Source organism: Catellatospora sp. KI3 (genome assembly GCF_029948125.1).
Lineage (GTDB): Bacteria > Actinomycetota > Actinomycetes > Mycobacteriales > Micromonosporaceae > Catellatospora.
Genome location: NZ_JASAMB010000035.1, coordinates 17,965 through 42,553 on the forward strand (window position 1 = coordinate 17,965; position 24,589 = coordinate 42,553).

The 24,589-nt window shown below is 70.7% G+C and carries 21 protein-coding genes; 12 read left to right on the plus strand and 9 right to left on the minus strand.

The genetic code is table 11. The features are described 5' to 3' along the window. Positions 1 to 166: 166 nt before the first annotated feature. Together QEZ54_RS33800 and QEZ54_RS33805 are read right to left on the minus strand one after the other, a co-directional pair. Positions 167 to 1,822: a sodium:solute symporter gene (locus tag QEZ54_RS33800; RefSeq protein WP_281308842.1), complete on the minus strand. Its 1,656-nt coding sequence runs from the start codon at positions 1,820 to 1,822 to the stop codon at positions 167 to 169. A gap of 1 nt (position 1,823) precedes the next feature. Further along, positions 1,824 to 2,051, minus strand: coding sequence for a DUF3311 domain-containing protein (locus QEZ54_RS33805; protein WP_281308843.1), 228 nt, complete (start codon positions 2,049 to 2,051; stop codon positions 1,824 to 1,826). 312 nt (positions 2,052 to 2,363) lie between these two features. Between QEZ54_RS33805 and QEZ54_RS33810 the strand changes: the two genes are divergently transcribed. Beyond that, entirely contained in the window at positions 2,364 to 3,056 is a 693-nt protein-coding gene (locus QEZ54_RS33810; RefSeq protein WP_281308844.1) for a GAP family protein, read from the plus strand. Between the two features lie 38 nt (positions 3,057 to 3,094). On the opposite strand, the gene QEZ54_RS33815 is transcribed toward QEZ54_RS33810, so the two are convergent. The 3 genes from QEZ54_RS33815 to QEZ54_RS33825 all read right to left on the minus strand — a co-directional run bounded on the left by QEZ54_RS33815 (position 3,095) and on the right by QEZ54_RS33825 (position 5,140). Further along, positions 3,095 to 3,910: a glycosyltransferase family 8 protein gene (locus tag QEZ54_RS33815; protein ID WP_281308845.1), complete on the minus strand. Its 816-nt coding sequence runs from the start codon at positions 3,908 to 3,910 to the stop codon at positions 3,095 to 3,097. 101 nt (positions 3,911 to 4,011) lie between these two features. Continuing rightward, complete coding sequence (locus QEZ54_RS33820) at positions 4,012 to 4,929, minus strand: SPFH domain-containing protein (RefSeq protein WP_281308846.1); 918 nt, start codon at positions 4,927 to 4,929, stop codon at positions 4,012 to 4,014. An 85-nt stretch (positions 4,930 to 5,014) separates the two neighbouring features. Beyond that, complete coding sequence (locus QEZ54_RS33825; protein WP_281308847.1) at positions 5,015 to 5,140, minus strand: hypothetical protein; 126 nt, start codon at positions 5,138 to 5,140, stop codon at positions 5,015 to 5,017. Between the two features lie 23 nt (positions 5,141 to 5,163). Between QEZ54_RS33825 and QEZ54_RS33830 the strand changes: the two genes are divergently transcribed. Continuing rightward, positions 5,164 to 6,492, plus strand: a complete 1,329-nt coding sequence (locus QEZ54_RS33830) for a glycosyltransferase family 2 protein (protein ID WP_281308848.1) — start codon at positions 5,164 to 5,166, stop codon at positions 6,490 to 6,492. A gap of 180 nt (positions 6,493 to 6,672) precedes the next feature. On the opposite strand, the gene QEZ54_RS33835 is transcribed toward QEZ54_RS33830, so the two are convergent. Further along, a complete protein-coding gene (locus tag QEZ54_RS33835; RefSeq protein ID WP_281308849.1) occupies positions 6,673 to 10,053 on the minus strand; it encodes a glycosyl hydrolase in 3,381 nt (1,126 codons plus the stop codon). Positions 10,054 to 10,588: 535 nt separating this feature from the next. Continuing rightward, on the minus strand, positions 10,589 to 11,329 hold the full coding sequence (locus QEZ54_RS33840; protein ID WP_281308850.1) for a dienelactone hydrolase family protein: 741 nt from the start codon (positions 11,327 to 11,329) through the stop codon (positions 10,589 to 10,591). Between the two features lie 322 nt (positions 11,330 to 11,651). Between QEZ54_RS33840 and QEZ54_RS33845 the strand changes: the two genes are divergently transcribed. The 10 genes from QEZ54_RS33845 to QEZ54_RS33890 all read left to right on the plus strand — a co-directional run bounded on the left by QEZ54_RS33845 (position 11,652) and on the right by QEZ54_RS33890 (position 22,393). After that, positions 11,652 to 11,855 (plus strand): hypothetical protein, encoded by a 204-nt coding sequence (locus tag QEZ54_RS33845; RefSeq protein WP_281308851.1) that lies wholly within the window; start codon positions 11,652 to 11,654, stop codon positions 11,853 to 11,855. A gap of 167 nt (positions 11,856 to 12,022) precedes the next feature. Further along, positions 12,023 to 13,438 carry a hypothetical protein gene (locus QEZ54_RS33850; protein WP_281308852.1) on the plus strand — a complete coding sequence of 472 codons (1,416 nt, stop codon included), beginning with the start codon at positions 12,023 to 12,025 and terminating at the stop codon, positions 13,436 to 13,438. A 309-nt stretch (positions 13,439 to 13,747) separates the two neighbouring features. Next, positions 13,748 to 14,620 (plus strand): MurR/RpiR family transcriptional regulator, encoded by an 873-nt coding sequence (locus tag QEZ54_RS33855; RefSeq protein WP_281308853.1) that lies wholly within the window; start codon positions 13,748 to 13,750, stop codon positions 14,618 to 14,620. 23 nt (positions 14,621 to 14,643) lie between these two features. Continuing rightward, positions 14,644 to 15,378: an SIS domain-containing protein gene (locus tag QEZ54_RS33860; protein WP_281308854.1), complete on the plus strand. Its 735-nt coding sequence runs from the start codon at positions 14,644 to 14,646 to the stop codon at positions 15,376 to 15,378. Between the two features lie 28 nt (positions 15,379 to 15,406). Continuing rightward, complete coding sequence (ngcE, locus tag QEZ54_RS33865) at positions 15,407 to 16,795, plus strand: N-acetylglucosamine/diacetylchitobiose ABC transporter substrate-binding protein (protein ID WP_281308855.1); 1,389 nt, start codon at positions 15,407 to 15,409, stop codon at positions 16,793 to 16,795. A gap of 5 nt (positions 16,796 to 16,800) precedes the next feature. Next, positions 16,801 to 17,676 carry a sugar ABC transporter permease gene (locus QEZ54_RS33870; protein WP_281308868.1) on the plus strand — a complete coding sequence of 292 codons (876 nt, stop codon included), beginning with the start codon at positions 16,801 to 16,803 and terminating at the stop codon, positions 17,674 to 17,676. Beyond that, positions 17,673 to 18,485 carry a carbohydrate ABC transporter permease gene (locus tag QEZ54_RS33875; protein WP_281308856.1) on the plus strand — a complete coding sequence of 271 codons (813 nt, stop codon included), beginning with the start codon at positions 17,673 to 17,675 and terminating at the stop codon, positions 18,483 to 18,485. Before QEZ54_RS33870 ends, QEZ54_RS33875 begins: the two co-directional genes overlap by 4 nt. Before the next feature lie 133 nt (positions 18,486 to 18,618). Next, positions 18,619 to 19,851, plus strand: a complete 1,233-nt coding sequence (locus QEZ54_RS33880; RefSeq protein ID WP_281308857.1) for a family 16 glycosylhydrolase — start codon at positions 18,619 to 18,621, stop codon at positions 19,849 to 19,851. A gap of 40 nt (positions 19,852 to 19,891) precedes the next feature. After that, positions 19,892 to 20,824, plus strand: a complete 933-nt coding sequence (locus QEZ54_RS33885) for a BadF/BadG/BcrA/BcrD ATPase family protein (RefSeq protein ID WP_281308858.1) — start codon at positions 19,892 to 19,894, stop codon at positions 20,822 to 20,824. A 369-nt stretch (positions 20,825 to 21,193) separates the two neighbouring features. Then, complete coding sequence (locus QEZ54_RS33890) at positions 21,194 to 22,393, plus strand: alginate lyase family protein (RefSeq protein WP_281308859.1); 1,200 nt, start codon at positions 21,194 to 21,196, stop codon at positions 22,391 to 22,393. Between the two features lie 63 nt (positions 22,394 to 22,456). Here QEZ54_RS33890 and QEZ54_RS33895 read toward each other — a convergent pair whose 3' ends face one another. Together QEZ54_RS33895 and QEZ54_RS33900 are read right to left on the minus strand one after the other, a co-directional pair. Beyond that, the gene (locus QEZ54_RS33895; RefSeq protein WP_281308860.1) at positions 22,457 to 23,920 is read right to left on the minus strand and encodes a SigE family RNA polymerase sigma factor; all 1,464 of its coding nucleotides are present in this window, start codon (positions 23,918 to 23,920) and stop codon (positions 22,457 to 22,459) included. Positions 23,921 to 24,006: 86 nt separating this feature from the next. Continuing rightward, the gene (locus QEZ54_RS33900; protein WP_281308861.1) at positions 24,007 to 24,519 is read right to left on the minus strand and encodes a hypothetical protein; all 513 of its coding nucleotides are present in this window, start codon (positions 24,517 to 24,519) and stop codon (positions 24,007 to 24,009) included. Between the last annotated feature and the right edge of the window lie 70 nt (positions 24,520 to 24,589).

Here is a 24,589-nt window from a genome sequence, read left to right on the forward strand (position 1 = left end):
ATCGGGGCTGTGGTGGGGCGCTGCTGATCGGGGCTTGTGGTGGGAGGGGCGGCGGGGGCAGTGGTGGGGTGCTGGAGGGGGTGTACACGAAACGGCGATCTCCGGGGGAGATCGCCGTTTCGTGCCGGGGTCCGCGCCGGGCCGCGCGGACGGGCCGGGGGTGAGGTCAGGCCACCGCGACCGGCTCGCCCTCGTCGGCGAGGTCGCCGCGCGGGGTCTTGGGCGAGTCGTCCGCGTCGGCGAAGTAGTCGTCCGGCTTGGTGCCGTCGGGGCCGTCGGCGACCTTCGCCGCCCGCAGCACCAGCGTGAACAGGACCGCGACCAGCAGGTTGACCGCTACCGCGACCAGCCCGGCGTAGATGGTCATGGGTGTGTCGAAGCCCAGCTTGGCTAGCGGGAACGCCGACCCGGCGAAGTGGGCGCGCCCGGTGGCCGGGTTGGCGATCTGGTACAGCATCCACATGCCGAAGCCCATGCCCGCGACCCAGCCCGCGATCAGGGCGTTGCGGTGCAGCCAGCGGGTGAACAGGCCGAGTGCCACGGACGGCAGCGTCTGCAGGATGATCACGCCGCCGATGAGCTGGAGGTCGATGGAGAACTGCGGGTCGAGCAGGACGATGCAGCCCAGCGCGCCGACCTTGACCACCAGCGAGGTCACCTTGCTGACCTTGGCCTCCTGGGCCGGGGTGGCGTCGCGGTTGAGGTACTCGCGGTAGATGTTGCGGGTGAACAGGTTCGCCGCGGCGATCGACATGATCGCGGCCGGGACCAGGGCGCCGATGCCGATGGCGGCGAAGGCGACGCCGGCGAACCAGTCGGGGAACTGCTGGTCGAACAGCACCGGCACGATGGTGTTGGTGTCGACCGTGCCCGGCTTGGCCCCGGCCAGCGGCTTGACCTTGGCGGCGACCGCGGCGAAGCCGAGCATCGCGAGCAGGCCCAGCAGCAGCGAGTACGCGGGCAGCGCGGACATGTTCCGCTTGATCACGTCGCGGTTGCGGGAGGCGAGCACGCCGGTGACCGAGTGCGGGTAGAGGAACAGCGCCAGGGCCGAGCCCAGCGCGAGGGTGACGTACTGGAGCTGGTTGTTGGCGTTGAGGAGCAGGCCGTCGCTCGGGGCGGGGCTGGCGTCGTATTTCGCCTTGGCGGCGCCGAAGATGGCGTCCCAGCCGCCGAGCTTGGCGGGCAGCCAGAAGACCGCGACCAGGATGACGATGTAGATGAGCGCGTCCTTGACGAACGCGATGAGCGCGGGGGCGCGCAGGCCGGCCTGGTACGTGTAGGCGGCCAGGATGGCGAAGGCGATGATGATCGGCGCGTGCCGGGCCAGGGCGGACTCGCCGGTGACGCCCATCGTCTTGAGCACCGCCTCGATGCCGACCAGCTGCAGCGCGATGTAGGGCATCGTGGCGACGATGCCGGTGATCGCCACCAGCAGCGCGAGGGTGGGCGAGCCGAACCGGGCCCGTACGAAGTCGGCCGGGGTGACCATGCCGTGCCGGTGCGACACCGACCAGAGTCGTACCAGGACCAGGAAGAACATCGGGTAGATGATCACCGTGTACGGCACGGCGAAGAAGCCCATGGCGCCCGCGCCGAACACCAGCGCGGGTACGGCGACGAACGTGTACGCGGTGTACAGGTCCCCGCCGACCAGGAACCAGGTGATCCAGGAGCCGAAGCTGCGCCCGCCCAGGCCCCACTCGTCGAGGTGCTCCATGGTGGTGGGGCGCCGCCACCGGGCGGCGACGAAGCCCATCGCGCTGACGCCGACGAACAGCACGGCGAACACGATGATCTCGGTGAGATGGTCACGCCACATGTCAGCGCCTCCGCGTCATCCGGTAGACCAGCGTGGTCGTGCAGACGCCGACGGCGATGTACGCCAGCTGCTGCCAGTAGAAGCGCGGGAAGCCCAGCACGGTCGGGCTGGACGTGTTGAAGAACGTCGGGATCAACGGCAGCACGATGGGCACGAGCAGCAGCCAGTTCCACGGGCTGTGATCGCTGCGGGAGCGGTCTGGCAGCCGGTCGGGTGCGGGTTCACCCATGGGGGTCTCCTAGCCGGACGGGTTCTACGGTGCGGGGAGGATACGCAGCCGGCTGGCCCACTGTTCCCCTTATGGGCACCGACACGCGCCGAACGGTTCCCGCGATGCGCCGAACGGCTGATGCCTGCGTACGCAACTTCTGCGGTCGGAGCCGTGCTGCGCTCTCACGTGACTACGGACAGTAAACTTCCGGTGGCCGGCCCGGCGGCGACTTCGCCGACGTCGCCGACCTGCGGCCGGGCGGGGCGGCGCCCGCCCGGCGACGTGGAATCCGCCCTCGGAAACCACGGTGACCAGGTCAGACTGGACGGTGTGAGCGGGACGGGCGACGCGGTCGGGCAGCTGCTGCCGTACGCGGCGGGGGTCGCGGTCAGCCCGCTGCCGCTCATCGCGGTGATCCTGGTGCTGTTCTCCAGCCGCGCCCGTACCGGTGGTCCGGCGTTCCTGGCCGGTTCGCTGATCGGCGTGTCCGTGGTCGCCACGGGGTCGTTCCTGCTGGCCGGCGGGGGCACGGCCGGGCCCGGCTGGGAGTCGGCGGACTGGACCCACTGGGTGCGCGTCGGGCTGGGCCTGCTACTGCTGTTCGCGGCGGTACGCCACTGGCAGCGGCACCGCCGCCACTCGCGTACCGGCGGCGAGCATCCGATGCCGCGCTGGATGTCGGGGGTGGACCGCTGGTCCCCGCTCAAGGCGGCCCTGCTGGCCCTGGTCATGTACGGCCTGGACCCGAAGAACCTGGCCCTGTGCGCCAAGGCGGGCCAGGAGCTGGCCGAGCACGACCCGACCTGGCCGGCCGCGCTGCTGGCGCTGGCCGTGTTCACCGCCCTGGCCTGCCTGCCGGTGCTGGTGATCGTGCTCGGCTACCTGGCCGGCGGCGACCGGGCGGCGCGTGCCCTGGCGCACTGCCGCGCCTGGCTGTCGCGCCACCACCTGCTGGTGATGGCCGCCCTCCTGCTCGTCTTCGGCGCCCTGCTGCTCAGCCACGGCCTGCGCGGCCTGCTGTGAGGAAGGGACCCTGGGGCCCTTTCCAGCCCCGGAGGGCGTCAGTGGTAGGCGGTCACGCGGGCGGTGAGGGACTGGTGGCGGGCATGGCGGAAGCCGGGGCGGAAGCCCTCGGTCCAGGGCTTGCGGGGGCCGGCGAAGTGCATCACGCGCACGTCCTGGGCGGCGCGCTCGGCGGGGGTCATCGGTTCGAGCAGGTAGCTGCACATGTGGTTCCAGCGGGGCGGTAGGCGCAGCCACTGCCCGAAGGCGACCAGGTTGAGGGCGTCCTGGTCGGGGAAGCGCAGGCTGCCGCCGTACTCGGCGAGGTAGGACAGGCAGCGCTCGGTCACCCGCAGCTCCCGCCAGCGGTCCATGTTGATCAGGAGCACGCCGGAGTTGAAGTACGGCGCGTCGCCGGGGTGCTGCGGCCCGGCGCCGGGGATGCCGCCCCACATGTCGAAGCGCTCGGTGAACGCGTCGCGCACCGCGGCCAGCGGCGCGCCGTCCAGCGGCAGCTCCCACAGGGGCCCGAGGCTGCCGCAGACCTGGACGTCGGAGTCGAGGTAGAGCAGGCGCTCCGGCCCGTCGACCAGGTCGGGCAGGAGCAGGCGCAGGTACATGCCGGGGCTGAGGTAGGTCAGCGACTCGTGCTCGGCCACCGGCAGCGCCCGGAAGGCGTCGCCGGTGGTGAGCAGGTGCAGCCGACCGCGGCCGGCCAGCTGGCGCCGCAGCGACTGCTCCTGCTCCTTGGCGACGGCGTCGGTGGTCAGCAGCCAGAACGTGGTGTCGTCACGGTCCTGGCTGTCGAGCACCGACTCCAGCGCCACCCGGGCGTGCCGGGCGTACCCCTCGTCGAAGGCGAAGGCAATGTCCACCCTGGTGGTATAGCAAAACTTAACCGCATCACTGAATGCCAGTGTCAGTATCTGGCACAGATTGGCTAAAGATTTTGCGGAGACTGTGCAAACCGCTTGCGTTACTTGACCGGCACGACGGTGGTCGGCGGGGCGCCGCAGGTGAACGCCGCGGGCAGCGCCCGGCCCTCCTTGGTCATCCGCTCCACCATGTCCAGGCAGTTCTGGTACAGCACGCCGGTGGTGTTGTTGGCGGCGGCGAGCAGGTCGTTGGCGCGCTTCTGCGCCTCGGCGGTCTTCTGCCGCTGCTCGGCGATCTGGGTCTCGGCGACGGCGGCCAGATACTGGTTGATCTTGGCTTGGATGTTGTCGTCGAAGCGGATCGTCGGAATGGTCACGCTGCGGATGATCACGCCCGCGGGCATCACCCCGGCCAGCTCGCCCTTGGTGTCGTCGGCCAGCTTCGACAGCGGGGCCTGCTCGGCGCCGGCCTTGGTCAGCGCGCGCAGCGGGTCGTACTGCTCGAAGACCGAGTTGAGCGCGCTGGCCAGCTGCCGCTTGACCACGTTGTCCTGGATGTTGTCGAAATTGCGGTAGTCGCTGTAGAGGTCGACGATGTTGGCCGCCGGGTCGATCTGCCACTGCACGGTCACGTCCACCCGCGCGGTCGCCGCGTTGGCCAGCCGCACCAGCAGGCCCGGGTGGTCGCCCTGGTCACCGGAGAGCTTGAGGGTCTGCACGGTGGCGTCGAACTGCTCGATCTGCGCCCACGGCGCGATCAGGTGGAAGCCGTTGCGCAGGGTGCCGACCGGCCGGCCGAAGCTGGTCTCGACCGCGACGGTCCGGGTCGGCACGACCTGGGCCATCGCGCCGAAGATGCCCAGCACGCTCAGCACGACGGCGGCGATGCCGCCCAGGCGGATGTAGCGGGAGCCGGCCTGCGCGGCCTTCGTGGTCTGCCCGCGCTTGGCCAGGGTGGAGGAGACCAGCGCGGCGACGCCGGCCAGCAGGAGGAGCGTGAGGAGTACGAAGGCTTGCATCGTTCGCTTCCTGGAGAAATCTTCGGGTACGGACGCGAGCAGCGTGCCACGGCCCGTCAACCCGGAGTGCGCTGAGAGAGCGCGATCACAGCCGCCCGATGAAAGCCGACACCGGCTGCGGCCAGCGCGGGGAGCCGTACATGAAACCACGGGCCGGGAAACGGTTGAAGCGTTTTCGCAACTCCATCAGGATCGGGATCGACAGGAACACATCAATCCATGAACGGAGACCGGATGCCCTCCCGTGCACCCGGCCGCTTGAGTGTGCTCATCCCCACCTACGGCGACGCGTACGCGTTGGAGCTGGTGCTGCGGATGCTCGACCGGCAGACCCTGGCCCCGGACCGGTTCGAGGTGGTGGTGGTCAACGACGGCTCCGATCCGGCGCCCTACCAGCCGCTGCTGTCCGCCGTACACCCCTATGAACTGCGGTTCGACACCCTGCCCGCGCACCTGGGCCGCGCCGCGGCCCGCAACCGGGCCGTCGAGCTGGCCACCGGCGAGGTGGTCTGCTTCCTCGACGGCGACGTGCTGGCCGAACCGACGCTGCTCGAACGGCACCTGGCGTTCCACGACGGGCGCGACGAGCCCGCGGTGCTCATCGGCAAGCGGTACGAGGGCGACTGGAGCGTGCTGGCCGCCGCCGCGGGCGGGGAGCCGGTCACCACGGCCCTGGTCGGCGACCGCCACGAGGACTTCCGGTTCCGGGTGCCCGGCCGCGACGAGCGCCCCCGCGACTGGCTGACCGGGGCGCCGTGGGCGTTCGCGCTGACCAACAACGTGTCCATGCCCCGCCGGGTGGTGCTCGACGTCGGCGGCTTCGACGAGGCGTACGGCACCCGCTGGGGCTTCGAGGACACCGACCTGGCGTACCGGATCCACCGCCACCTCGGCGGCGACGACGAGCGCTTCTGCTACGACGCGGCCGCGGTCGGCTTCCACCTGCCGGCCGTGCGCGACATCACCAACCTGCAGGAGGACTACCTGGTCAACCTGCAGCTGTTCCGGGACCGGCACCGCGACCTGGCCGTCGAGGTGGTGGACCTGCCCGCGCCGACCGAGGTGTCCCGCAAGCTGCGCTACTACCGCCGGATGCTGGCGCACTGCGCCCAGCGGCGCGTCGGCTGGCTGCCCGAAGCCTGGCCCCGGGTGGAGGACCTGGCCGGGCGGCCGGTGCTGTGCCAGGCGTTCGGCACCGACCAGGTGGTGCTGGGCGAGGGCTCGGCGACGCTCGACCACGGGCGGGACGTCTCGAAGACCAACCTGCACCTGCTGGGTACGTGGACGCCGTTCAGCGACGACGAGTTCGACGCGGTGGTGAGCGTGGACCTGTGGCGGTTCCTGGAGCAGCGGGAGCTGTCCCGGTTCCTGCGGCAGAGCCTGCGGGTGGCGCGCGAGGTGGTGCTGGTCTACACCGAGGACGCGGCGTCGCGGCTGGCCGAGCCGGACCTGCCGGTGCTGACCACCCCGGACCTGTTCCTGCCGATGCTGCGCCGCCGCTACCCCCAGGCGGTCCGCGAGTCGGACGACGCCGGCAGCGTGCTCCGCATCCCACGCACCTGACCTGGGGCGCGGGCGCCGCGGCTCCCGCCCTAGCATTGACGCTGGCCTATCTGGAAGACGGATCTCGGAATTTCGTCCTCTGGATAGGCCAGCGTCAATGCCAAGTGGCGCCGAAACGCCGCGTGGGCGGCACCGGCGCGATGCCGGCACCGCCCACGCGGTGACTGTCCTCGCAACGGGCTACGGGGAGTAGACCTCGAACTCGAAGAGGCTGTAACCCCAGGCGGTGGCCCGGGTGGTGGCGTACACGCGCACGTAGCGGCCGCTGCCGGACAGGCCGGTGAGGTCGTCGGTGCCGCCGTCGCCGCCGGTCACGGTCCGGATCGTGGTCCAGGTGTTGCCGTCGGGCGAGGTCTGGATCTGGTACGCCGACCCGTAGGCCGCCTCCCAGAGCAGCTTCACCCGGCTGACGGCGTACGTCTGACCCAGATCCACGCGGACCCACTGCGGGTCGGCGAACGCGCTGGACCAGCGCGTGGTGGCGTTGCCGTCCACCACGTTCGACACCGGGTAGGTCGCGTTCTCGGTGCTGGACGCGGTCACCGGCTTGCCGAGCGCCACGTTGGTCGAGGTGGTGCCGCCGGTGTAGGGCAGCGTCACCTTCGACTGGTTGCCGACGCCCAGCGTGGTCGCCGTGTTGCCGATGGCGTTCCACACCTCGACCTTCACCGTGCCGTTGGCCAGGTTCGCGAACGAGCCGGTGGCCGTCTTGATCCCGGACGCCTGGGTGTAGTGCTCCCACCCGGCGACGGGGTCGGTGGCGAAGTAGTTGTACGTCTCCACCCGGTCGAAGCTGCCGTCACCGGTGAAGTCGTACGACACCCGGGCCTGGGAGCCGCTGCCGACGCCCGTACCCGCGTCCAGGAACAGGTCGTACTGGGTGGCCGCGCCCGAGTAGGTGGCGGTCAGCCCGGTCGCGGTGAACACCTGGGCGCTGTGCGGGGTGCCGTCCCAGTTGCCGTTGGCGGCCGCGATGCTGACCGAGCCGGCGGCGCCGGTCGTGCCGGGCAGGCCGCCGCCGGACTGGGGGTAGCGGGTCGCGGCGAAGGTGCCGGGCGGGTTCGGCGAGGTGCTGGGGGACGGGCTCGGGCTCGGCGACGGCGACGGGCTGGTCGACGGCGTCGGGGTCGGCGAGGTCGGCGGCTGCGACGGGTTGGTGCCGCCGCAGGCGTTGCCGCCGCTCCAGGTGAACGCGCCCGAGGTGACCGTCTTGCAGCCGGGCACGGTCAGCGTGGTGCCGTTGGAGAAGGTCACCGTGATCGCGGTGCTGCCGGTGTTGGACGCGACGTACGTCCGTACCCCCGACTTGCTGAACACCTTGGCCAGCGGGTGGCTGGCCGTCACCGTGTTGTCGACGTTGCCCAGCGCGGCCAGGTTGCGGATCCAGTGGTAGGTGTGCGCCTTGCTCTCACCCTCCTCGCTGGTGAACCCGCTGTTGGCGTTGAAGTTGTTCAGCGCCGTCTGGCCGTTGCCCAGGGCCAGGAACTCCCAGATGACGTCCTGCCAGACCGTCGGGGCGCCGCCGTTGTTGGTGACCAGCTCGTTGTAGTTGGTCTGCACGTACGACGGGTAGTCGCCCAGGTAGAAGTGGCCGCCGGTGACGGGCAGCATGTTGATGCCCTGGATCATCTCCGGCTCGGCGCTGAACCAGGTGGCGTAGGCGCCGCCGTCGCCCCAGACCATGCCGACCGTGCTGTGCCCGAAGGCGGCCGGGAAGTTCTGGTTGCGCACGTCGAACCAGTACTCGTTGATCGCCGCGGCCTGGGTGGTGTAGATGAACACGCCCGCGTCGCGGACCGCCGTGTTGCCGGTGGCCTGGCCCCACTGGATCAGCGCGTTGGCGAAGTTCATGCCCTCCGACGAGGACTCCTGGTTGTTGCCCGAGCCGAACGAGCCGTGGCCCGACGCCCAGTCGTGCCCGGCGAAGATGTCGAAGTCGCGCAGGAACGGGAACCGGGTGTCGTTGCGGTCGTAGTTGTTGGCGTCGCGGATCAGCAGGTCGACCATGCCGCCGTACTGCGCGTTCGTGGCCCAGGTCGGGTCGAACTTGGCCAGCGTCGCCGCCGCGGCCACGAAGTAGCCGTAGTGGAAGTGGTGGTCGTTGAGCTCCTGGTCGGAGCCGTACGACGCCGGGTAGCCGAGCAGCGTGCCCCACGACGGGTTGTAGTAGAAGACCCGCGCGGTCTTGCCCGACGAGGCGGTGAACCAGTCGTTGAGCCGCGTGCGGATCGTCGACAGCGCGGTGTCGCGGATCGAGGTCAGGTTCAGCTGGTCGGCGATCTCGGCGATGCGCGCCGCCCGGCCCAGGCCCTTGCCGGTCCAGTACGTGTCGTCGCCGCGGAAGTCGGCCGGGTTGCCCGCCACCGCGTTCAGGTAGTTGGTCAGCGTGGTCAGGTCCGCGCCGCTGCTGTCGGCGACGGCGGGGATCTCCGGCAGCACGCCGTTGTACTTCATCGAGGTGGTGAAGCTGCCGACCCCGGTGAGGATCTTCATCTGGCCGCGCGCCGACGTGTACGTCTGCGCCAGCGGGCTCGCCCCGGTGAGGTAGTTCCACTGGTGCGGGTAGAGCGCGGTGACCGTGCCCGAGCCGCTGCCCTGGCGGGCGGTGGTGGTGAAGGTGTACGTCGTGTTCAGCGTCGCCGAGCCGGGGGTGTAGCTGTACGAGACCCGGGTGCCGGTGACGTGGTTGTGGGCGTACTGGCCGTACGTGGCGGCCAGGGCGGCCTTGTCGGCCCCGGCGGGCAGCACGGCGATGGAGAAGAAGCCCTGCCCGTTCAGGTTCGACGAGATCGAGGTGCCGCTGACCGACCAGGTCGCCCCGGTCGGCGCGTACGCGACGTAGTCGCGGCCGTTGACGGTGTACCCGATCGTGGCGCCGCTGTTGGACCACACCGTCGGCGTCGCCACCGTCGTGATCTGCGCGTTGCCGCCGGTCACCTGGAAGTACGCGAAGGGCAGGCCGTGGCCGATGGTCGCCTTCATGGTCCGGGTGCCGTCACTCCAGTACGGCGTGACCGTCCAGTCCGTCCACCCGTCGACCTTCACGTTCGGCGAGTTCAGCCCCGCCACGCCGACGAGCATGTCCTGCGTGTACGGGAAGTGGTACTCGCCGACGCCGGTCGCGGTGCCGCTGATCGCCGGAGTGGTGTTGTACGAGAACCCGAGCCCGCCCGCGAGCGTGTCGTACGACAGCGGGTGCGCGTGCAGCGGCTCGCTGTAGGCGCAGTCGGTGCGCTTGAAGATGAGCGAGGACCACCAGTCGTTGGTGGGGATCGGACCGGCCGGGGCGTTGCCCGTGACCCACAGGCGCGGGTTGGTGGAGATGGCGCCGCAGCCGGTCGGCAGCGAGGCCCCTGCGGGCAGCGAATCGGCGTAGCTGCCGGCGCCGACCGTACCCGCCTGCGCGGGCGTGACGGTGGTGGCGATGGCGAAGCCGAGCAGGGCGGCGGTGACGGTGGCGACCGTGCCGGCGGCGAGGACGCGCCGGCGGGTGCGGTGAAGCGGGCCGGACCTGCGGCGGGGGGCGCCGCCGGAGGTCAGGGTCCGCGAGGACGGGTGCATGGCATGGCCTCCCGAGCTGAGGGGCGTTGCGGTGACAGGCAGAGCGCCCGAGGGGGCGGGGCACCGGCCGCACGATCCGGCCGTGAGAGCGCTCTCTGCGTGCAAACTAGACCGTGCCTGCGGGATACGTCAATGTTTCAGTACGGTGGCGTCACAATTAAGGAACCCCTAAGGCCCCCCACTCCACCCCCACCCCCGCCGTCCCTCCACTTGAGAGCGCTCTCACCTCGCTCGCCCGCACCTCCGCCGGGTTGATCATGAACTTATGGCACGGTTCGACGGTGTGTCGGTGGCACAGCTTCCCGATCATCTTTCCGGCCCAGTGGGCCGGTCCCTATGTCGATGTTCTGCCCCCTGAGCGTGATCTTGTCGTCGGCGTGATGCGGTTTCGGGGAAAGTGCTGGTTTTGCGGTCGAGATTCGCGCAGTTTCCCCGAAACTGCACCCCGGGGTGACGCCGCGCCGGGCGTCGGGGTTCGAGGTGATCAGGAAGCTGTGCAGGTGACACGCCGTCGAGCCGTGCCATAAGTTCATGATCAACGAGAATGGGGGGTGGTGGTGAAGGTGAGGATGCGGTGCCAGGCGTCGGTGCAGGCGTCGGCCCACTGGTCGTAGGAGCGGTCGAAGAAGGAGTGGGGGGCGCCGTCGTAGACGTGCATCTCGAAGGGCTTGCCGGCGGATTCGAGGGTGGCGGCGAACTTCTCGAACTCGGCGAGCGGGGTGGCGGCGTCGTCACCGGCGATGAGTAGGAGCAGGGGGGCGTGCATCTCGTCGACCACGTCGTACACGCGGTCGGGGCGCCCGTAGAAGCCGATCACGCCGGACAGGCCGAGGTCGGCGGCGGCCAGGCGCCACGAGCTGCTGCCGCCGTAGCAGAAGCCGACGGTGAAGACGGGGCCGTCGGGGTTCGCCGCGCGTACCGCGGCCACGGCGGCGGCCGCGTCGGCCTTGACCTGGTCGGGGGTGAGCGAGGGCAGGTGCTCGGTGTACGCGAACGATTCGTCGCGCTGCGACACCCCAGCGGTACGGCCGAAGTAGTCCATGGCGACGGCCTGGTACCCGGCCTCAGCGAAGCGCTGGGCGAGCCGGATGTAGAACGGGTGCAGCCCGCGCACGTCGGGCAGGATGACCATGCTCGCGCCGTTGGGCACGGCCGGGGTGGCCTGGTACGCGGCGAAGCGGTTGCCGTCGGCGGCGGCCAGCTCCAGCGGACCGTGCCCGGCGACCGCACCGGCGTCGGGCGCGCTGGGCGGCACACTGTCGTCACTGTGGCACATTGCGAACATTCCTCTCGAAGGTGATGAAGCGGCTGATCGGCATCGGACCGCCGAGGCGGGAGCCTAGCGCGCGAAGCGGCACACAGGGCGGGTTTCAGCGCCGACCTGTCAGGGGATTCCGAGGATCATGAAACGGCGCGATGTACCAGCCTGAACCGCTTTGGGGTGTTAGTACTTTTCCTGAGGATGATGCATTCCGCGAAGTGGCGGATGTTTCGCTGGGCTGTGACCCGGATCCTTGGTAAGGCGAGGGCATCCCGGTCTGACCGGGCGTCCTCCGGCGTGCCGCCCCGGCGGCGCGCCCCGGAAGAGGAGACGCACTTTGTACGTCACATCTGATCTGGCGCTGTGCCTGGTCGACGAGGCTTCGGCCGGTCGAGTGGACGACAGTGACAGGGTCTGGCGTTCTGCGATCCGGGAGGCCATCGCGTGCAACGCGCCGATCGAAACCGTCGCGGCGCGCGCGAGGACCACGGTTGAGGACATCATCTCGATCGTGAGCGACGAGCGCGGAATGCTGCCGTGACAGTGTGGTCACGGCACCCGGCCCCGGCCGGTTGAGGCGATCGCACAGCGCGGTGCGACTCCACCCCCCTGAAGCCTGAACGACAGGGCCCCGACACGAGTCGGGGCCCTGTCGGCGTCTGGACGCTCGTTACCATGTCGGGCGAATAGTGTGAAACAGGGGGAAACGTGAGCGAAACTCTGCTGGGGCGGCGGCCGGCCGCCACCCGTACCCCTGAACTGCCGGAACCGGCGCGGCCGCCGCGCGCACTGGTCTGGGCGGTCGCCGCCGGCGCGGCCGCGACGCTGGTCGCGGTGCTCGCGCTGCTGCTGCGGGTGCTGCCCACCGGCTCGCGGCTGGGCGGCTGGACCTATCCGTACGTGCGCGACGCCGGTGCCTGGGCCGTCGTCTGGCCTGCGCTGTCCGTCATCCCGGCCGTGCTCGGACTGCTGTGGCTGTCGCGGCGGCTGCCCGCGCGGTACGACGCCGCGACGGTCATCGGCTGGCTGGTGCTGGCGGTGCCGCTGCAGTCGCTGCTGCGCTGGTACGCCCCGGCGCCGCTGGCCGGGATCGTGGCCAGCGACCGGGCCAACTCCTTCTACTCCCCGACGCTGCGCTGGAGCGCGGCGGAGTTCATCGGCCGCTACCACGAGATCGTCGAGCGGCTGCCGCCGCACGCGCGCACCAACATGCCCGGCAAGACGATGCTGTACTACCTGCTCGACGCGTTCGGGCTGAGCCCGCTGGGCATGGGCGTGGCGGTGCTGGTGCTGTCGAACCTGGCCGCGCTGCTGCTGTACCTCATCGTGCGCGACCTGACCGGCGACCGCCGCACCGCCCTGTACGCCCTGGTGCTGTGCCTGTTCATGCCGGGGCGGCTGCACTTCACGCCGATCCTCAACGCGGTCGCGCCGGTGCCCGTCCTGCTCGCGCTGTGGCTGCACGTGCGCTTCCTGCGCACGCGCCACTGGGCGTACGCCCTCGGGCTGGGTGCCGCCGTCTACCTCACCCTCTTCTTCGAGCCGTCGCCGCTGATCCTGGGCCTGGTCTTCGCCGCGCTGCTGGTCTTCGCGCTGCGCGGCAAGGCCGATCGGGTACGCGCGAGCTGGGCCGACGCGGCCCGCCTGGTGGCGCTGGCCGTCGCCGGGTTCGTCGCGTGCCTGGTCGCGATGCGGCTGCTGTTCGGCTACGACATCGTGGCCGGCTTCGAGTACGTGCTGGCTGACGCCAAGCGGTTCAACAACCGCTGGCGGCCGTACGGCATCTGGGTCACCCGCAATCTGTGGTACTTCGTGCTCTGCGCCGGGTTCGCCAGCTGCGCGCTGCTGCCCGTGGCCGGGTGGGCCTCGGTGCGGCGGGTGCTCGTGCACCCGATGGCGCTGCTGACCGTGTCCGGCCTGGCCGTGCTGGCACTGCTGGACCTGCTGGGGATGAACCGGGGCGAGACGGTCCGGCTCTGGATCTTCATCGCCGCCTTCCTGCTGCTGCCCGCCGCCTGGCAGTGCGCCCGTACGGCGAAGCTCTGGCCGGTCGCGGTGGTCGTGTCGGCGCTCGTCCTGCAGACCGCCGTCGCCACCGCGATGCTCGGCTTCGTCCAGCTCTGACCCGCCGCCGCCCGCCGCCGCCCGCCGCCGCGGGGCGGGGCGGGCGGTGCAGTTTCGGGGAAAGTGCACGAATCTTGGCGCCGATTCCAGCACTTTCCCCGAAACTGCCCGAACCCACGGCCGTGCCCCCGTCGCCCCCGCCACGTCGCGGCGCGTCGGCGTCGTGCTCGGTAATTTGTAACACCCGAGGGCGTGTCGAGGAAGCAAAATTTTTGTTGCGGGGCGTTGACAGTGTGACCGGTGGGTCGTAATTTTCTTCACCAATGGCAAGCGGTGAAGGGAATTCTTGTGCAGGGTGTGATCGGTCGGATGCGAATGGAGCTGCCCAACCTGCCCGACGCGTTGCAGCGGGTGGCTGAGCAGATCCTGGAAGACCCGGCGCTGGCGGCGCAGGCGTCCATCGTGGACCTGGCCGAGCGCTCCGGGACCTCCACCGCGACGGTGACCCGGTTCTGCCGGGTGCTGGGCTTCCGCGGCTACGCCGCGCTGCGGGTGGCGCTGGCCACCGAGAGCGGGCGCGCGGCCCAGGCCCGCTGGGAGACCGACATCGACCGCGACATCGAGCCGGGCGACTCGCTGGACCGGGTGCTGGGCGTCATCGCCAGCGCCGACGCCCGCGCCATCCAGGAGACGGCGGCACGGCTGGACATGAGCGCGGTGGCGCGGGTCGCCGAGGCGATCGCGCAGGCCAACCGGGTCGAGCTGTTCGGGCTGGGCAGCAGCGGCACCGCCGCCCGGGAGATGGCGTTCCGGCTGGAGCGGATCCGGGTCCCCTGCTGGCACCGCGAGGACTCGCACAAGGCACTGACCAACGCGGCCCTGCTGCTGCCCGGCGACGTCGCGATCGTGCTGTCGCACAGCGGCCGTACCCGGGAGGCGATCGAGGTGCTGGCCGAGGCGGGGGAGCAGGGGGCGCTCACCGTCGCGGTCACCTCGTTCGACAAGTCGCCGCTGGCCGAGGCGGCCGACGTGGTGCTGACCACGGCGGTACACGAGACGACCTTCCGGCTCGCGGCGCTGTCGGCGCTGCACGGGCAGCTGCTCACCCTCGACCTGATCTACGTGGCGGTCGCGCAGCTCACCTACGAGCGGACCTCCGAGGCGTTCGAGGTCACCGCCCGCGCGGTGCAGGCGCACCGCCTGCACGACGAGCCGACCTCGCACCGGCGCAACCGGCGCTAGCAACCATCCGAGCAGGGAGCATCATGAACGCGCAGACGTACCTCGAAGCCGTCACCGAGCTGGTGGCCAAGGTGGGGAACAGCCAGGCGGCCGCAGTGGGGCGGGCCGCCGACCTGATCACCGAGAGCCTGGCGGCGGGCGGGGTGGTGCAGGCCTTCGGCAGCGGCCACTCCGAGGCGGTGGCGATGGAGATCGCCGGGCGCGCGGGGGGCCTGGTGCCGACCAACCGCATCGCACTGCGCGACATCGTGCTGTACGGCGGTGAGCCCCGCGAGGTGCTGGAGGACCAGCTCCTCGAACGGCGCACGGAGGTGGCGCATCGCCTCTACGAGCTGGCCCCGATCGACCCCGCCGACGTGTTCGTGCTGGCGTCGCAGTCGGGCATCAACGGGGTGATCGTCGAGCTGGCGCTGCTGATCAAGGAGCGCGGGCACCGGCTGATCGCGGTCACCTCACTGGAGCACACGGCCCGGTCCGAGCCGCGGCACCCCTCGGGGAAGCGGCTGGCCGAGCTCGCGGACGTGGTGCTCGACAACGGCGCGCCGTACGGCGACGTGCTGCTGCCCAACTCCAGCGGCGCGGCCTCGTCCGTGACCGCCGCGGTGCTGGCGCAGATGGTGGTCGCCGAAGTGGTGGAGCGCCTGGAGCGGGCGGGGCAGACCCCGCCGATCTACCTGTCGGCCAACATCGCCGGCGGATATGAGCACAACCTGCAACTGGAGGAGCGATACGCCGGGCGCATCCGGCGTATCGCCTAAAACACCCCTATGTGCGAAGGGCGATATCGTGAACCCTACAAGACGAGGCCTGCTGGTCGGGACGGCTGCCGCCGCCGCGACGACGGCCCTGGGCGCCTGTGCCACCTCTGCCACTGAGGGCGACAGCGCCGGCAAGGGCGCCGTCAGCGCCGAGAACCCGCTGGGCGTGCCGGCGGACGCGAACCTCGAAGTCGTGGTCTTCAAGGGCGGCTACGGCGACGCCTACGCCGTGGACGCCGGTGCGAAGTACAAGGCGAAGTTCCCCAAGGTGACCGTGGACCACAAGGGCATCCAGGGCGTCGGCGAGGTGCTGCAGCCGCGGTTCGTCGCCGACAGCCCGCCGGACGTGGTCGACAACAGCGGTGCCGGTCGGTTGGACCTGGCCACCCTGGTCGCCGCGGGCAAGCTCAAGGACCTGACCGAGCTGCTGGACGCGCCGAGCCTGGACGACCCGGCCAAGAAGGTCCGCGACACCCTCATGCCGGGCGTGATCGAGGACGGCACGTTCGACGGCAAGCCGCTGGTGCTCAACTACTCCTCGGTCGTCTGGGGCATCTGGTACTCCAAGTCGCTGTTCGCCAAGCACGGCTGGACGTTCCCGAAGACCTGGGACGAGATGCTCACCCTGAACGACGAGATCAAGAAGGCGGGTCTGCACGCCTGGACCTGGCAGGGCAAGTACCCGGAGTACCTGAACGACCCGCTGGTGTCGCTGGCGGCCAAGGCGGGCGGGTTCGAGCTGGTCAAGTCGATCGACAACCTGGAGGCGGGCGCCTGGAAGAGCCCGGCCATGATGGCGGCCGCCGAGGCGATCTACCAGCTCGCGGTGCGCGGGCACATCATGCCCGGCTCGGAGGGCCTGTCCCACACCGAGGCGCAGAACGCCTGGTGCAAGGGCCAGGTCGCGTTCATCCCGTGCGGCTCCTGGCTGGAGGGCGAGCAGCAGGCCGTCACCCCGGCCGGGTTCGACATGGTGATGGCGCCGGTGCCGTCGCTGACCGGCTCCGACAAGCTCGCCGACGGCGCGGTCATGGCCACCAGCTCCGAGTCGTTCGTGGTGCCGGCCAAGGCTAAGAACGTCCAGGGCGGCCTGGAGTACCTGCGCATCCTGTTCTCCAAGCAGGTGGCGCGCGGCTTCGCCGAGAACGCCAAGTCGCTGCCGGTCGTGGCCGGTGCCACCGACGGGCTGACCCTGACCAGCGGTCTGGGTTCGGTGGCGCAGTCGGTCGCCGGTGCGGGCGCGAACGTGTTCAGCTACAAGTTCCGCACCTGGTACGCGCCGCTGTCCAAGGCGGTCGACGACGCCACCGGCGAGCTCGCCACCAAGCGGATCAACCCCGCGCAGTGGGCCGAGCGGGTGCAGAAGGCCGCCGACGCGGTCGCCGCCGACAGCTCCATCGCCAAGCACAAGCGGTGAGCGGTATGCGGCACGGCAAGTACCGGTTCCTGCTCGGGGCGCTGACCCTGCCCCTGGCCCTGTACGGCCTGCTCGTGCTGTGGCCGTACCTGCAGGCCTTCTACCTCGCCTTCACCGACTGGACCGGTGTCACCAGCGAGGTGAACCTGATCGGGATCGACAACTTCACCCGCATGTGGAGCGACCCGCTGTTCCTGGCGGCGCTGCGGCACAACGGGCTGATGCTGCTTGCCGTGCCGCTGGCCGTCATCGTGGTGGCGCTCGGCCTGGCCGCGGGGACCCGGGGCACCCGGGTCTACCGGGTGGTCTACTTCTTCCCCCAGCTGCTGTCCGTGGCGATCATCGCGGTGCTGTGGCAGTTCGTGTACACCCCCAACAGCGGGCTGCTCAACGGCCTGCTGACGGGGCTGGGCCTGGACTCGTGGCGGCACTCCTGGCTGGCCGAGCCGGATCTCGCGCTGTGGTGCGTGATCGCGGTGCTGATCTGGTCGGCGATCGGGTTCTACGTGGTGCTGTTCGCCGCGGCGATGGAGTCCGTGCCGGCCGACATCATGGAGGCCGCCGCGATCGACGGGGCGGGGGAGCTGACCGTGTTCCGGCGGATCACCCTGCCGCTGATCTGGGACAGCGTCCAGGTCGCCTGGATCTACCTGGGCATCCTGGCGCTGGACGGGTTCGCGCTGGTGCAGATCATGACCGTCGGGCCCGGTGGGCCGGACAACAGCACCGAGGTGATGGGCCTGACCCTCTACCGGACGGCGTTCACGTACAGCAAGTTCGGCTACGCCTCGGCGATGGGGGTGGCGATCTTCTTCCTGTCGCTGACCCTGGCCGTACTGATGCTGAAGTTCACCAGGCGGGAAAAGGTGGAGCTGGCATGAAGACGATCCGGCACACCGTCCTGACCCTGTGGGCGCTGGTGTTCACGGTGCCGCTGCTGTGGGCGTTCATGTCGTCGGTGAAGACCGACGCGGAGATCTTCGACAGCCCCTGGCAGCCGCCGGCCACGCCGCACTTCGAGAACTGGTCGCGGGCCTGGGAGCAGGCCTCGATCGGACGCTACCTGGGCAACACCGTCATCGTGGTCGGCGGGTCGCTGACCCTGACCATGCTGCTGGGCGCGCTGGTGGCGTACTGCCTGGCCCGGTACGAGTTCCCGGGCAACCGCACCATCTACTACACGCTCGTGGCGGGGATGCTGTTCCCGGTCTTCCTCGCCCTGGTGCCGCTGTTCTTCGTGGTCAAGCAGTTGGGCATGCTCAACACGTACCACGGACTGATCCTGGTCTACACCGCGTACGCGCTGCCGTTCACCGTGTTCTTCCTGCACGGCTTCTTCCGCGCCCTGCCGGGTGCGGTGGCCGAGGCGGCGTTCATCGACGGCGCCTCGCACGCGGGGGTGTTCTGGCGGGTCATGCTCCCCATGGCCCGGCCCGGCATGGTCAGCATCGGCATCTTCAACTTCCTCGGGCTGTGGAACCAGTACCTGCTGCCCAAGGCGCTCAACACCGATCCGGACGACTACGTCATCACCCAGGGCCTGGCCGCGCTGGCGACCAGTCGCGGGGCCAGCAGTGACTGGAGCGGCCTGTTCGCCGGTCTGGTCATCGCGATCCTGCCGGTGCTGATCGCGTACGTCTTCTTCCAACGGCAGATCCGGGCCGGCCTGACCGCGGGGGCGGTCAGGTAACCACCCACCGGCCCGTCATGCGGGCACGGTTCGGCAGACGCCGCGGCGGGCGTGCCCTGCCGCTGCTGGACCGTGCCCTTTTGCTCCAAACAGCACAGTCAGCACCTCAGCGCAGTTCAGAAAGGAGAGCACCATGTCCATCAAGCGCCCCGTGGCCGCCGGATTCGCGGCAGCCGTGGTCGCCCTGGCCACCGGCACCGTCGCCGCCGTGGCCTCCGGCGGTACGGCCGTCGCGGCCCCCAGCTCGTGCAGCGCCCTGTTCGACGACTTCTCCTACAGCAGCGCGTCGGACCCGCTGATCCAGCAGCATGGCTGGAGCGTGCGGACCAACTCGGGCGGCCCCGGCATCCCCGGCGCCTCCTGGCCCGCCTCGAACGTCTCGTTCCCGACCGTGGACGGCGCGAAGGGCCTGCAGCTGCAGGCCTCGACCGACGGCACGGCCGGGGGCACCAGCCAGGCCGAGTTCCTGGCCGGGCAGCGGTTCTTCGAGGGTACGTACGCGGCGCGCGTCAAGTTCGCCGACGCGCCCGTGTCCGGCAACGACGGCGACCACCTGGTGGAGACGTTCTTCACCATCACGCCGCTCAACGCCCCGATGGACCCGAACTACGGCGAGATCGACTTCGAGTACCTGCCCAACGGCGGGTGGGGCGAGCCGTCGAACATCCTGTACGAGACCACGTGGGAGACGTACCGCCCCGACCCGTGGGAGGCCGTCAACGTGCACGGCCAGCAGGCGATCTCGTACAACGGCTGGCACGACCTGGTGTTCACCGTCTCGGGCGGGCATGTCATCTACTACGTGGACGGCGTGCAGGTGGCCGACCACAGCGGGATCTACTACCCCGAGACGAACATGTCGGTGAACTTCAACCTGTGGTTCATCGACTCGGCCGCCCACACCGGCGGCACGGCCACCTACCGGCAGCAGGTCGACTACTTCCTGCACACCGCCGGTGAGGTGCTCACCCCGGCCCAGGTGAACTCGCGCGTGGGGTCGTACCGCGCGTCGAACATCGCCTGGACCGACACGGTCGGCACCGGCGGCGGCACCTGCCCCACCGCCTCGCCGACCGCGGGGCCGAGCAACCCGCCGACCAGCCCGTCCCCGTCGCCGAGCAAGTCGGCCTCGCCGTCGCCGTCGGCGTCGCCGAGCCCCGGCGGCACCGGCTGCGCCAGCGCGCCGCTGTGGAACGTCAACAGCGTCTACCTGGGCGGGGCGCAGGTGAAGTGGGAGAAGAGCGCCAACGGCAACCCGGGTGGTCCGAAGTCGGGCCAGGGCGTACACCTGTGGAAGGCCCGCTGGTGGACCCAGGGCTCCGAGCCCGGCTGGACCCAGCAGTGGGAAGACCTCGGCCGCTGCTAGTCCGGCCGGCACCGCGCACTGAATGAGAGGAGCAGCGCCCGTGACGTACGTACTCGGCCTCGACGTCGGCGGGACGGCGTCCCGGGCGCTGCTCACCACGCTCGACGGCGCCCGCGTCGGCTTCGGCCGCGCGGGCGCCGGCAACCCCGTCGCCGTCCCGCTCGCCGACGCCGTCACACAGGTCTGCGCTGCCGCCCGGGACGCCCTGTCCGGCGCCGACGGCACGCGGATCCGGGCCGCCGTGATGGGCATAGCCGGAGCCGGGCGGTTCACCGACCCGGCCATCGCGGCCGCGTTCGCCGCCGGGTTCGCGCAGGCCGGAGTGCCGGTCGCGGTGCGGCCGGTCGGTGACGTCGACGTCGCGTACGCGGCCGGGTCGACCGTGCCCGACGGAACCGTGCTGATCTGCGGCACCGGCGCGATCGCCGCCCGGATCGAGGGCTGGGAACTCGGCTCGACGGCCGACGGGCTCGGCTGGCTGCTCGGCGACCTGGGCTCGGGCTTCTGGCTCGGCCGGGCCGCCGCCACGACGGCCGCCCGCGAACTGTACGCGGGCCGCTTCGACTCGCCGCTGGTCCGCCGGGTCACCGCCGCGCTGCTCGGGGCCCGTCCCGACCTCGACGGGCCGCGCGGCCCGGTCCGGCAGGACGCCGACGACCTGGTCAACGCGGTGCACGAGCAGCCGCCCCGGGCGCTGGCCCGGCTCGCGCCGCTGGTCACCGAGGCCGCCGAGGCCGGTGACCGGCTCGCGCTGTCGCTCGTGGACGACGCCGCCCGGCACCTGGTCGACTCGGCGTGCGAGGTGCACGCCGGCGGGCCGGTGGTGCTGGCGGGCAGCGTCCTGCGGCACTCCGCCCCGGTCCGCGACGCGGTCCGCACCCTGCTGGCCCAGCGCCTCCCCGGCACCTCCGTCACCCTGGCCGGCCCCGGCGAACTCGGCGCCGCCCGCCTCGCCGCCGCCACCCTGACCTGACCGTCACCCACCCCGCCTCCACGCGTGCCCCCCCCGCGCGCCCCGCGCCCCCCGCGCGGGTCGCCCGTGGTGCAGTTTCGGGGAAAGTGCTGGAATCTTGGGCCTGATTCGTGCAGATTCCCCGAAACTGCACCGTCGCTGCGGACGTTGTTCGTGCAGTTTCCCTGAAAGTGCAGCGTCGTCGCGCAGGTTGCGGGTGGGTGATCGCGAGTTCGGGGGAGGATGCGCGGCCGTGGAGTGCGGCCGAGGGCGCTGGTGGCATATCGGGGATGTTGACAGGCATAGATTGAGCCGCTTTAGTTAGTAAAGTTACCTGTTCAATTGCGTCTCGGCCGCTCCCGAGTCTCGTGCACCTGATGGGAGTCCGTAATGCCCCATGCCCCCACCTCCCGGGCCCGTCGCGGCCCGCTGCTGCTGGCGCTGGTCGCGCTGCTCGGCGGTCTGGTCGCGGTGGTGTCCGCGCCGCGTCCGGCGCAGGCGGCGCCCGCCACGTTCGCCCATCCCGGCGTGCTGGTCAGCCGGGCACAGCTCGACTTCATCCGCGGCAAGGTCAACTCCGGTGCGCAGCCGTGGAAGGCCGCGTACGACCAGATGTTCGCGAGCCGGTATGCGTCGCTGACGCGGGCGGCGCATCCGCGCTCGGTGGTCGAGTGCGGGTCGTACTCCAACCCGAATTACGGGTGCACCGACGAGCGCGAGGACGCGATCGCGGCGTACACGATGGCTCTGATCTGGTATGTCACCCGCGACAGCCGGTATGCGGCCAAGGCGATCGAGATCATGGACGCCTGGTCGGCGGTGATCACGGACCACACCAACAGCAACGCGCCGCTGCAGACGGCGTGGGCCGGGTCGACCTGGCCGCGCGCGGCCGAGATCATCCGGTACACCTACACCGGCTGGCCGAACCTGAACCGGTTCGCCACCATGCTGCGCAACGTGTACCTGCCCGAGGTGGTCAACGGCAACACCACCAGCAACGGCAACTGGGACATGTCCATGACGGAGGCCACGCTCGGCATCGCGGTGTTCCTGGAGGACCGGACGTCGTACGACAAGGCGGTCGCCCGGTTCCGCAACCGGATGAAGGCATACTTCTACCTGGCCACCGACGGCTCGGTGCCGTACGGTCCCGGCGGCGGCATCGACACCGCCAGCGAGATCATCAGCTACTGGCAGGGTCAGAGCACCTTCGTCGACGGGCTGTCCCAGGAGACCTGCCGCGACTTCACCCACACCGGGTACGGCATCGCCTCGGCGAGCCACATCGCCGAGACCAGCCGCATCCAGGGCCAGGACCTGTGGCCGGAGTTCACCGACCGGCTGCGGCACGCGCTCGGGCTGCACGCCAAGTACCAGCTCGGCACGGCGGTGCCGTCGTGGCTGTGCGGGGGCTCGCTCACGCTGGGGCTGGGGCCGGTGACCGAGGTCGGCTTCAACGCGCTCAACTTCCGTCTGGGCATCGGCATGACCAACACCCAGACGCTGACGCTGAACCAGCGCCCGGCCGGTACCAACAACCTGTTCGTGGCCTGGGAGACCCTGACCCACGCCGCCAACCCGGCCTGATCCAGACCGTCGCGGTGCCCCAGGCCCGATACCGGGCGGGGGCGTCGCGACGGGTCCGGCTGATCACTGCTGTATCCGCAGCGTCCAGTCGCCGCTGACGTGTTCCGGCGTGACGGTGACGGTGACCGCCGAGCCGGACGGGAACACGAGTCCGAGCCGCCGCCAGTGATCGTCGGCTAGGTCGGTGATGACGAACTGGGTCGACGCGGCGCCGTAGTCGTACCAGGACTGGGTCGTGACCGGCACGCCGTTGACGCTGATGCGCAGCAGGCCCGGGGTCTGCGACCGGCCGGTCAGGGTGAGCGGGCCGCCGTGCCAGTCCGTGGTGACCTCGACCGGACCGCCCGAGCGCAGGGTGACCGCATCCGGATCCGGGCTGAGCGAGGGGAGCGGTGCGAGCGTCGCCGGGCGGTCCGGCAGCCGGTACTGCTCGAAGGGCACCGCCTCGGCCACGAGGAAAGCCATCACGCCGCGGGGCAGGTCCGCGACGTCCGCGATGTCGCGGTACGGGTTCGTGATGTCGAAGTCCTTCGCGGTGACGGCGGTCAGGGTGACGGTGGCGGGTTCGCCCACCCGCACGCCCCAGGTCGCGGTCATGTCCTCCGGCTCGACCCTGGTCGCCGTGGTGGAGGCGAAGTCCAGGCTGTTGTCCGGGTCGCAGTGCGTCATGAGCGGCTGCCGACCGTTCACGGAGAGCACGAGCACCACGTCGGGAGCGGACTCCGCGGCGCAGTCCGGGTAGAACCAGACGTCGAGCGTGGACGGGGTCCAGGTGAAGGTGGCGGTGCCCCCGGTCAGCGGGGCGGCACCTCGGGCCGCGATGTGGTGGCCGCGGAAGTACTCGGGGACGGCCGACAGCGTGTCCTGCAGATCCTGCGGGGACCGTGGCGGGCGTGGGGCGACGACGTAGCCGGTGACGGCGGCGAGCACGACCAGGCAGGCTGCGGCCAGGGTGGCGAGGCGGTTGCGGCGGCGCTGCGTGATGCGGCCGCGTACGGCGGCGAGGCGCTCGTTGCCAGCAGGGATGTCGTCATCGGAGGGTAGCGGCAGGGTCCGCAGGGACGGGTCCAGGCGCAGAGTGGTCAGTGCCCTGGAGGCGTGGGCCTTCACCGATCCGGTGGAGATGCCGAGGGTTCGGGCGATGTCGGCTTCGCTGAGGTCCTCGAAGTAGCGCAGCACGAGGACGAGCTTCTGCTGTCTGGGCAGTCTCGACAGGGCCCGCCAGACCTGGTCGCGCTCGTCCACCGCAGCCTGCGGCGACGGGCCGGGGTGCTCGGGCAGCGTCTCCGTGGCGCGCTCGCCGTGCCAGCGGCGCCGCCACCAGGACCGGTACGTGTTGGTGAGGATCTGGCGCACGTACGGCTCCGGATCGCCGTGCACGCGGCTCCAGGCCGACCAGGAGCGGGCCAGTGCCGTCTGGAGCAGGTCCTCGGCCAGGGCGTGGTCGCCGGTGAGCACGTACGCGATGCGCAGCAGGTGCCGCGATCGCGCCGTGACGAACTCGTCGAACTCCACCGTGCCGGTCATCCCCGTACGCCTCCCGTTCCTTCGGTCAGCAGTGGGTACGGGGTGAGCCGGTGCGCCGGTTGACACCGGCCCGGGTATTTCCGAACTCAGCTCTGGTTGAGGTCGAAGTAGGCCAGGCCGTGGGCGGCGTCGAGGTAGAGGGCGCCGAACCAGGGGCCCATGAGATGCGCCTGCTCGTAGGCGTCGCTGCGGGACCAGGCGGTTCCGGCGGGGACGAACTCGGCCAGCTTCGCGTGGATCTTCGGGGCCTCGGCGGGGGGCGCCCACTGGTAGGAGCCCGCCAGCGTACGGGCGGCGTCCGGCTCCAGGCGCAGGACGACCTCGTGGTACCAGTCCGACAGGCCGGGTGCGCGTGAGCAGGCGTTGGCCGCGGGGCGGGCGAGCCAGTGCGCCTCGACGGGGGTGCCGATGCCGGAGAGGGCCTGCTGCCATACCGCGGAATCGGTCTTGACCGTCACCGCGTCGGGGGTGGCGCAGGCGGCGGGCAGGCCCTCGTTCGCGGCCTGCTCGGCGGCCTGCTCGGCCGCGTCGAGGACGGAGCAGCCGGCCAGCGCGGCGGTCAGGACGAGCGCGGCCAACCGCATCCATGATCGAGTCACGCCCCGCACGGTAACCGGTGCGCACCAGACCCGCTGCCCCGAGCCCCGCCCGGGACGTCCGGGCCGGGTT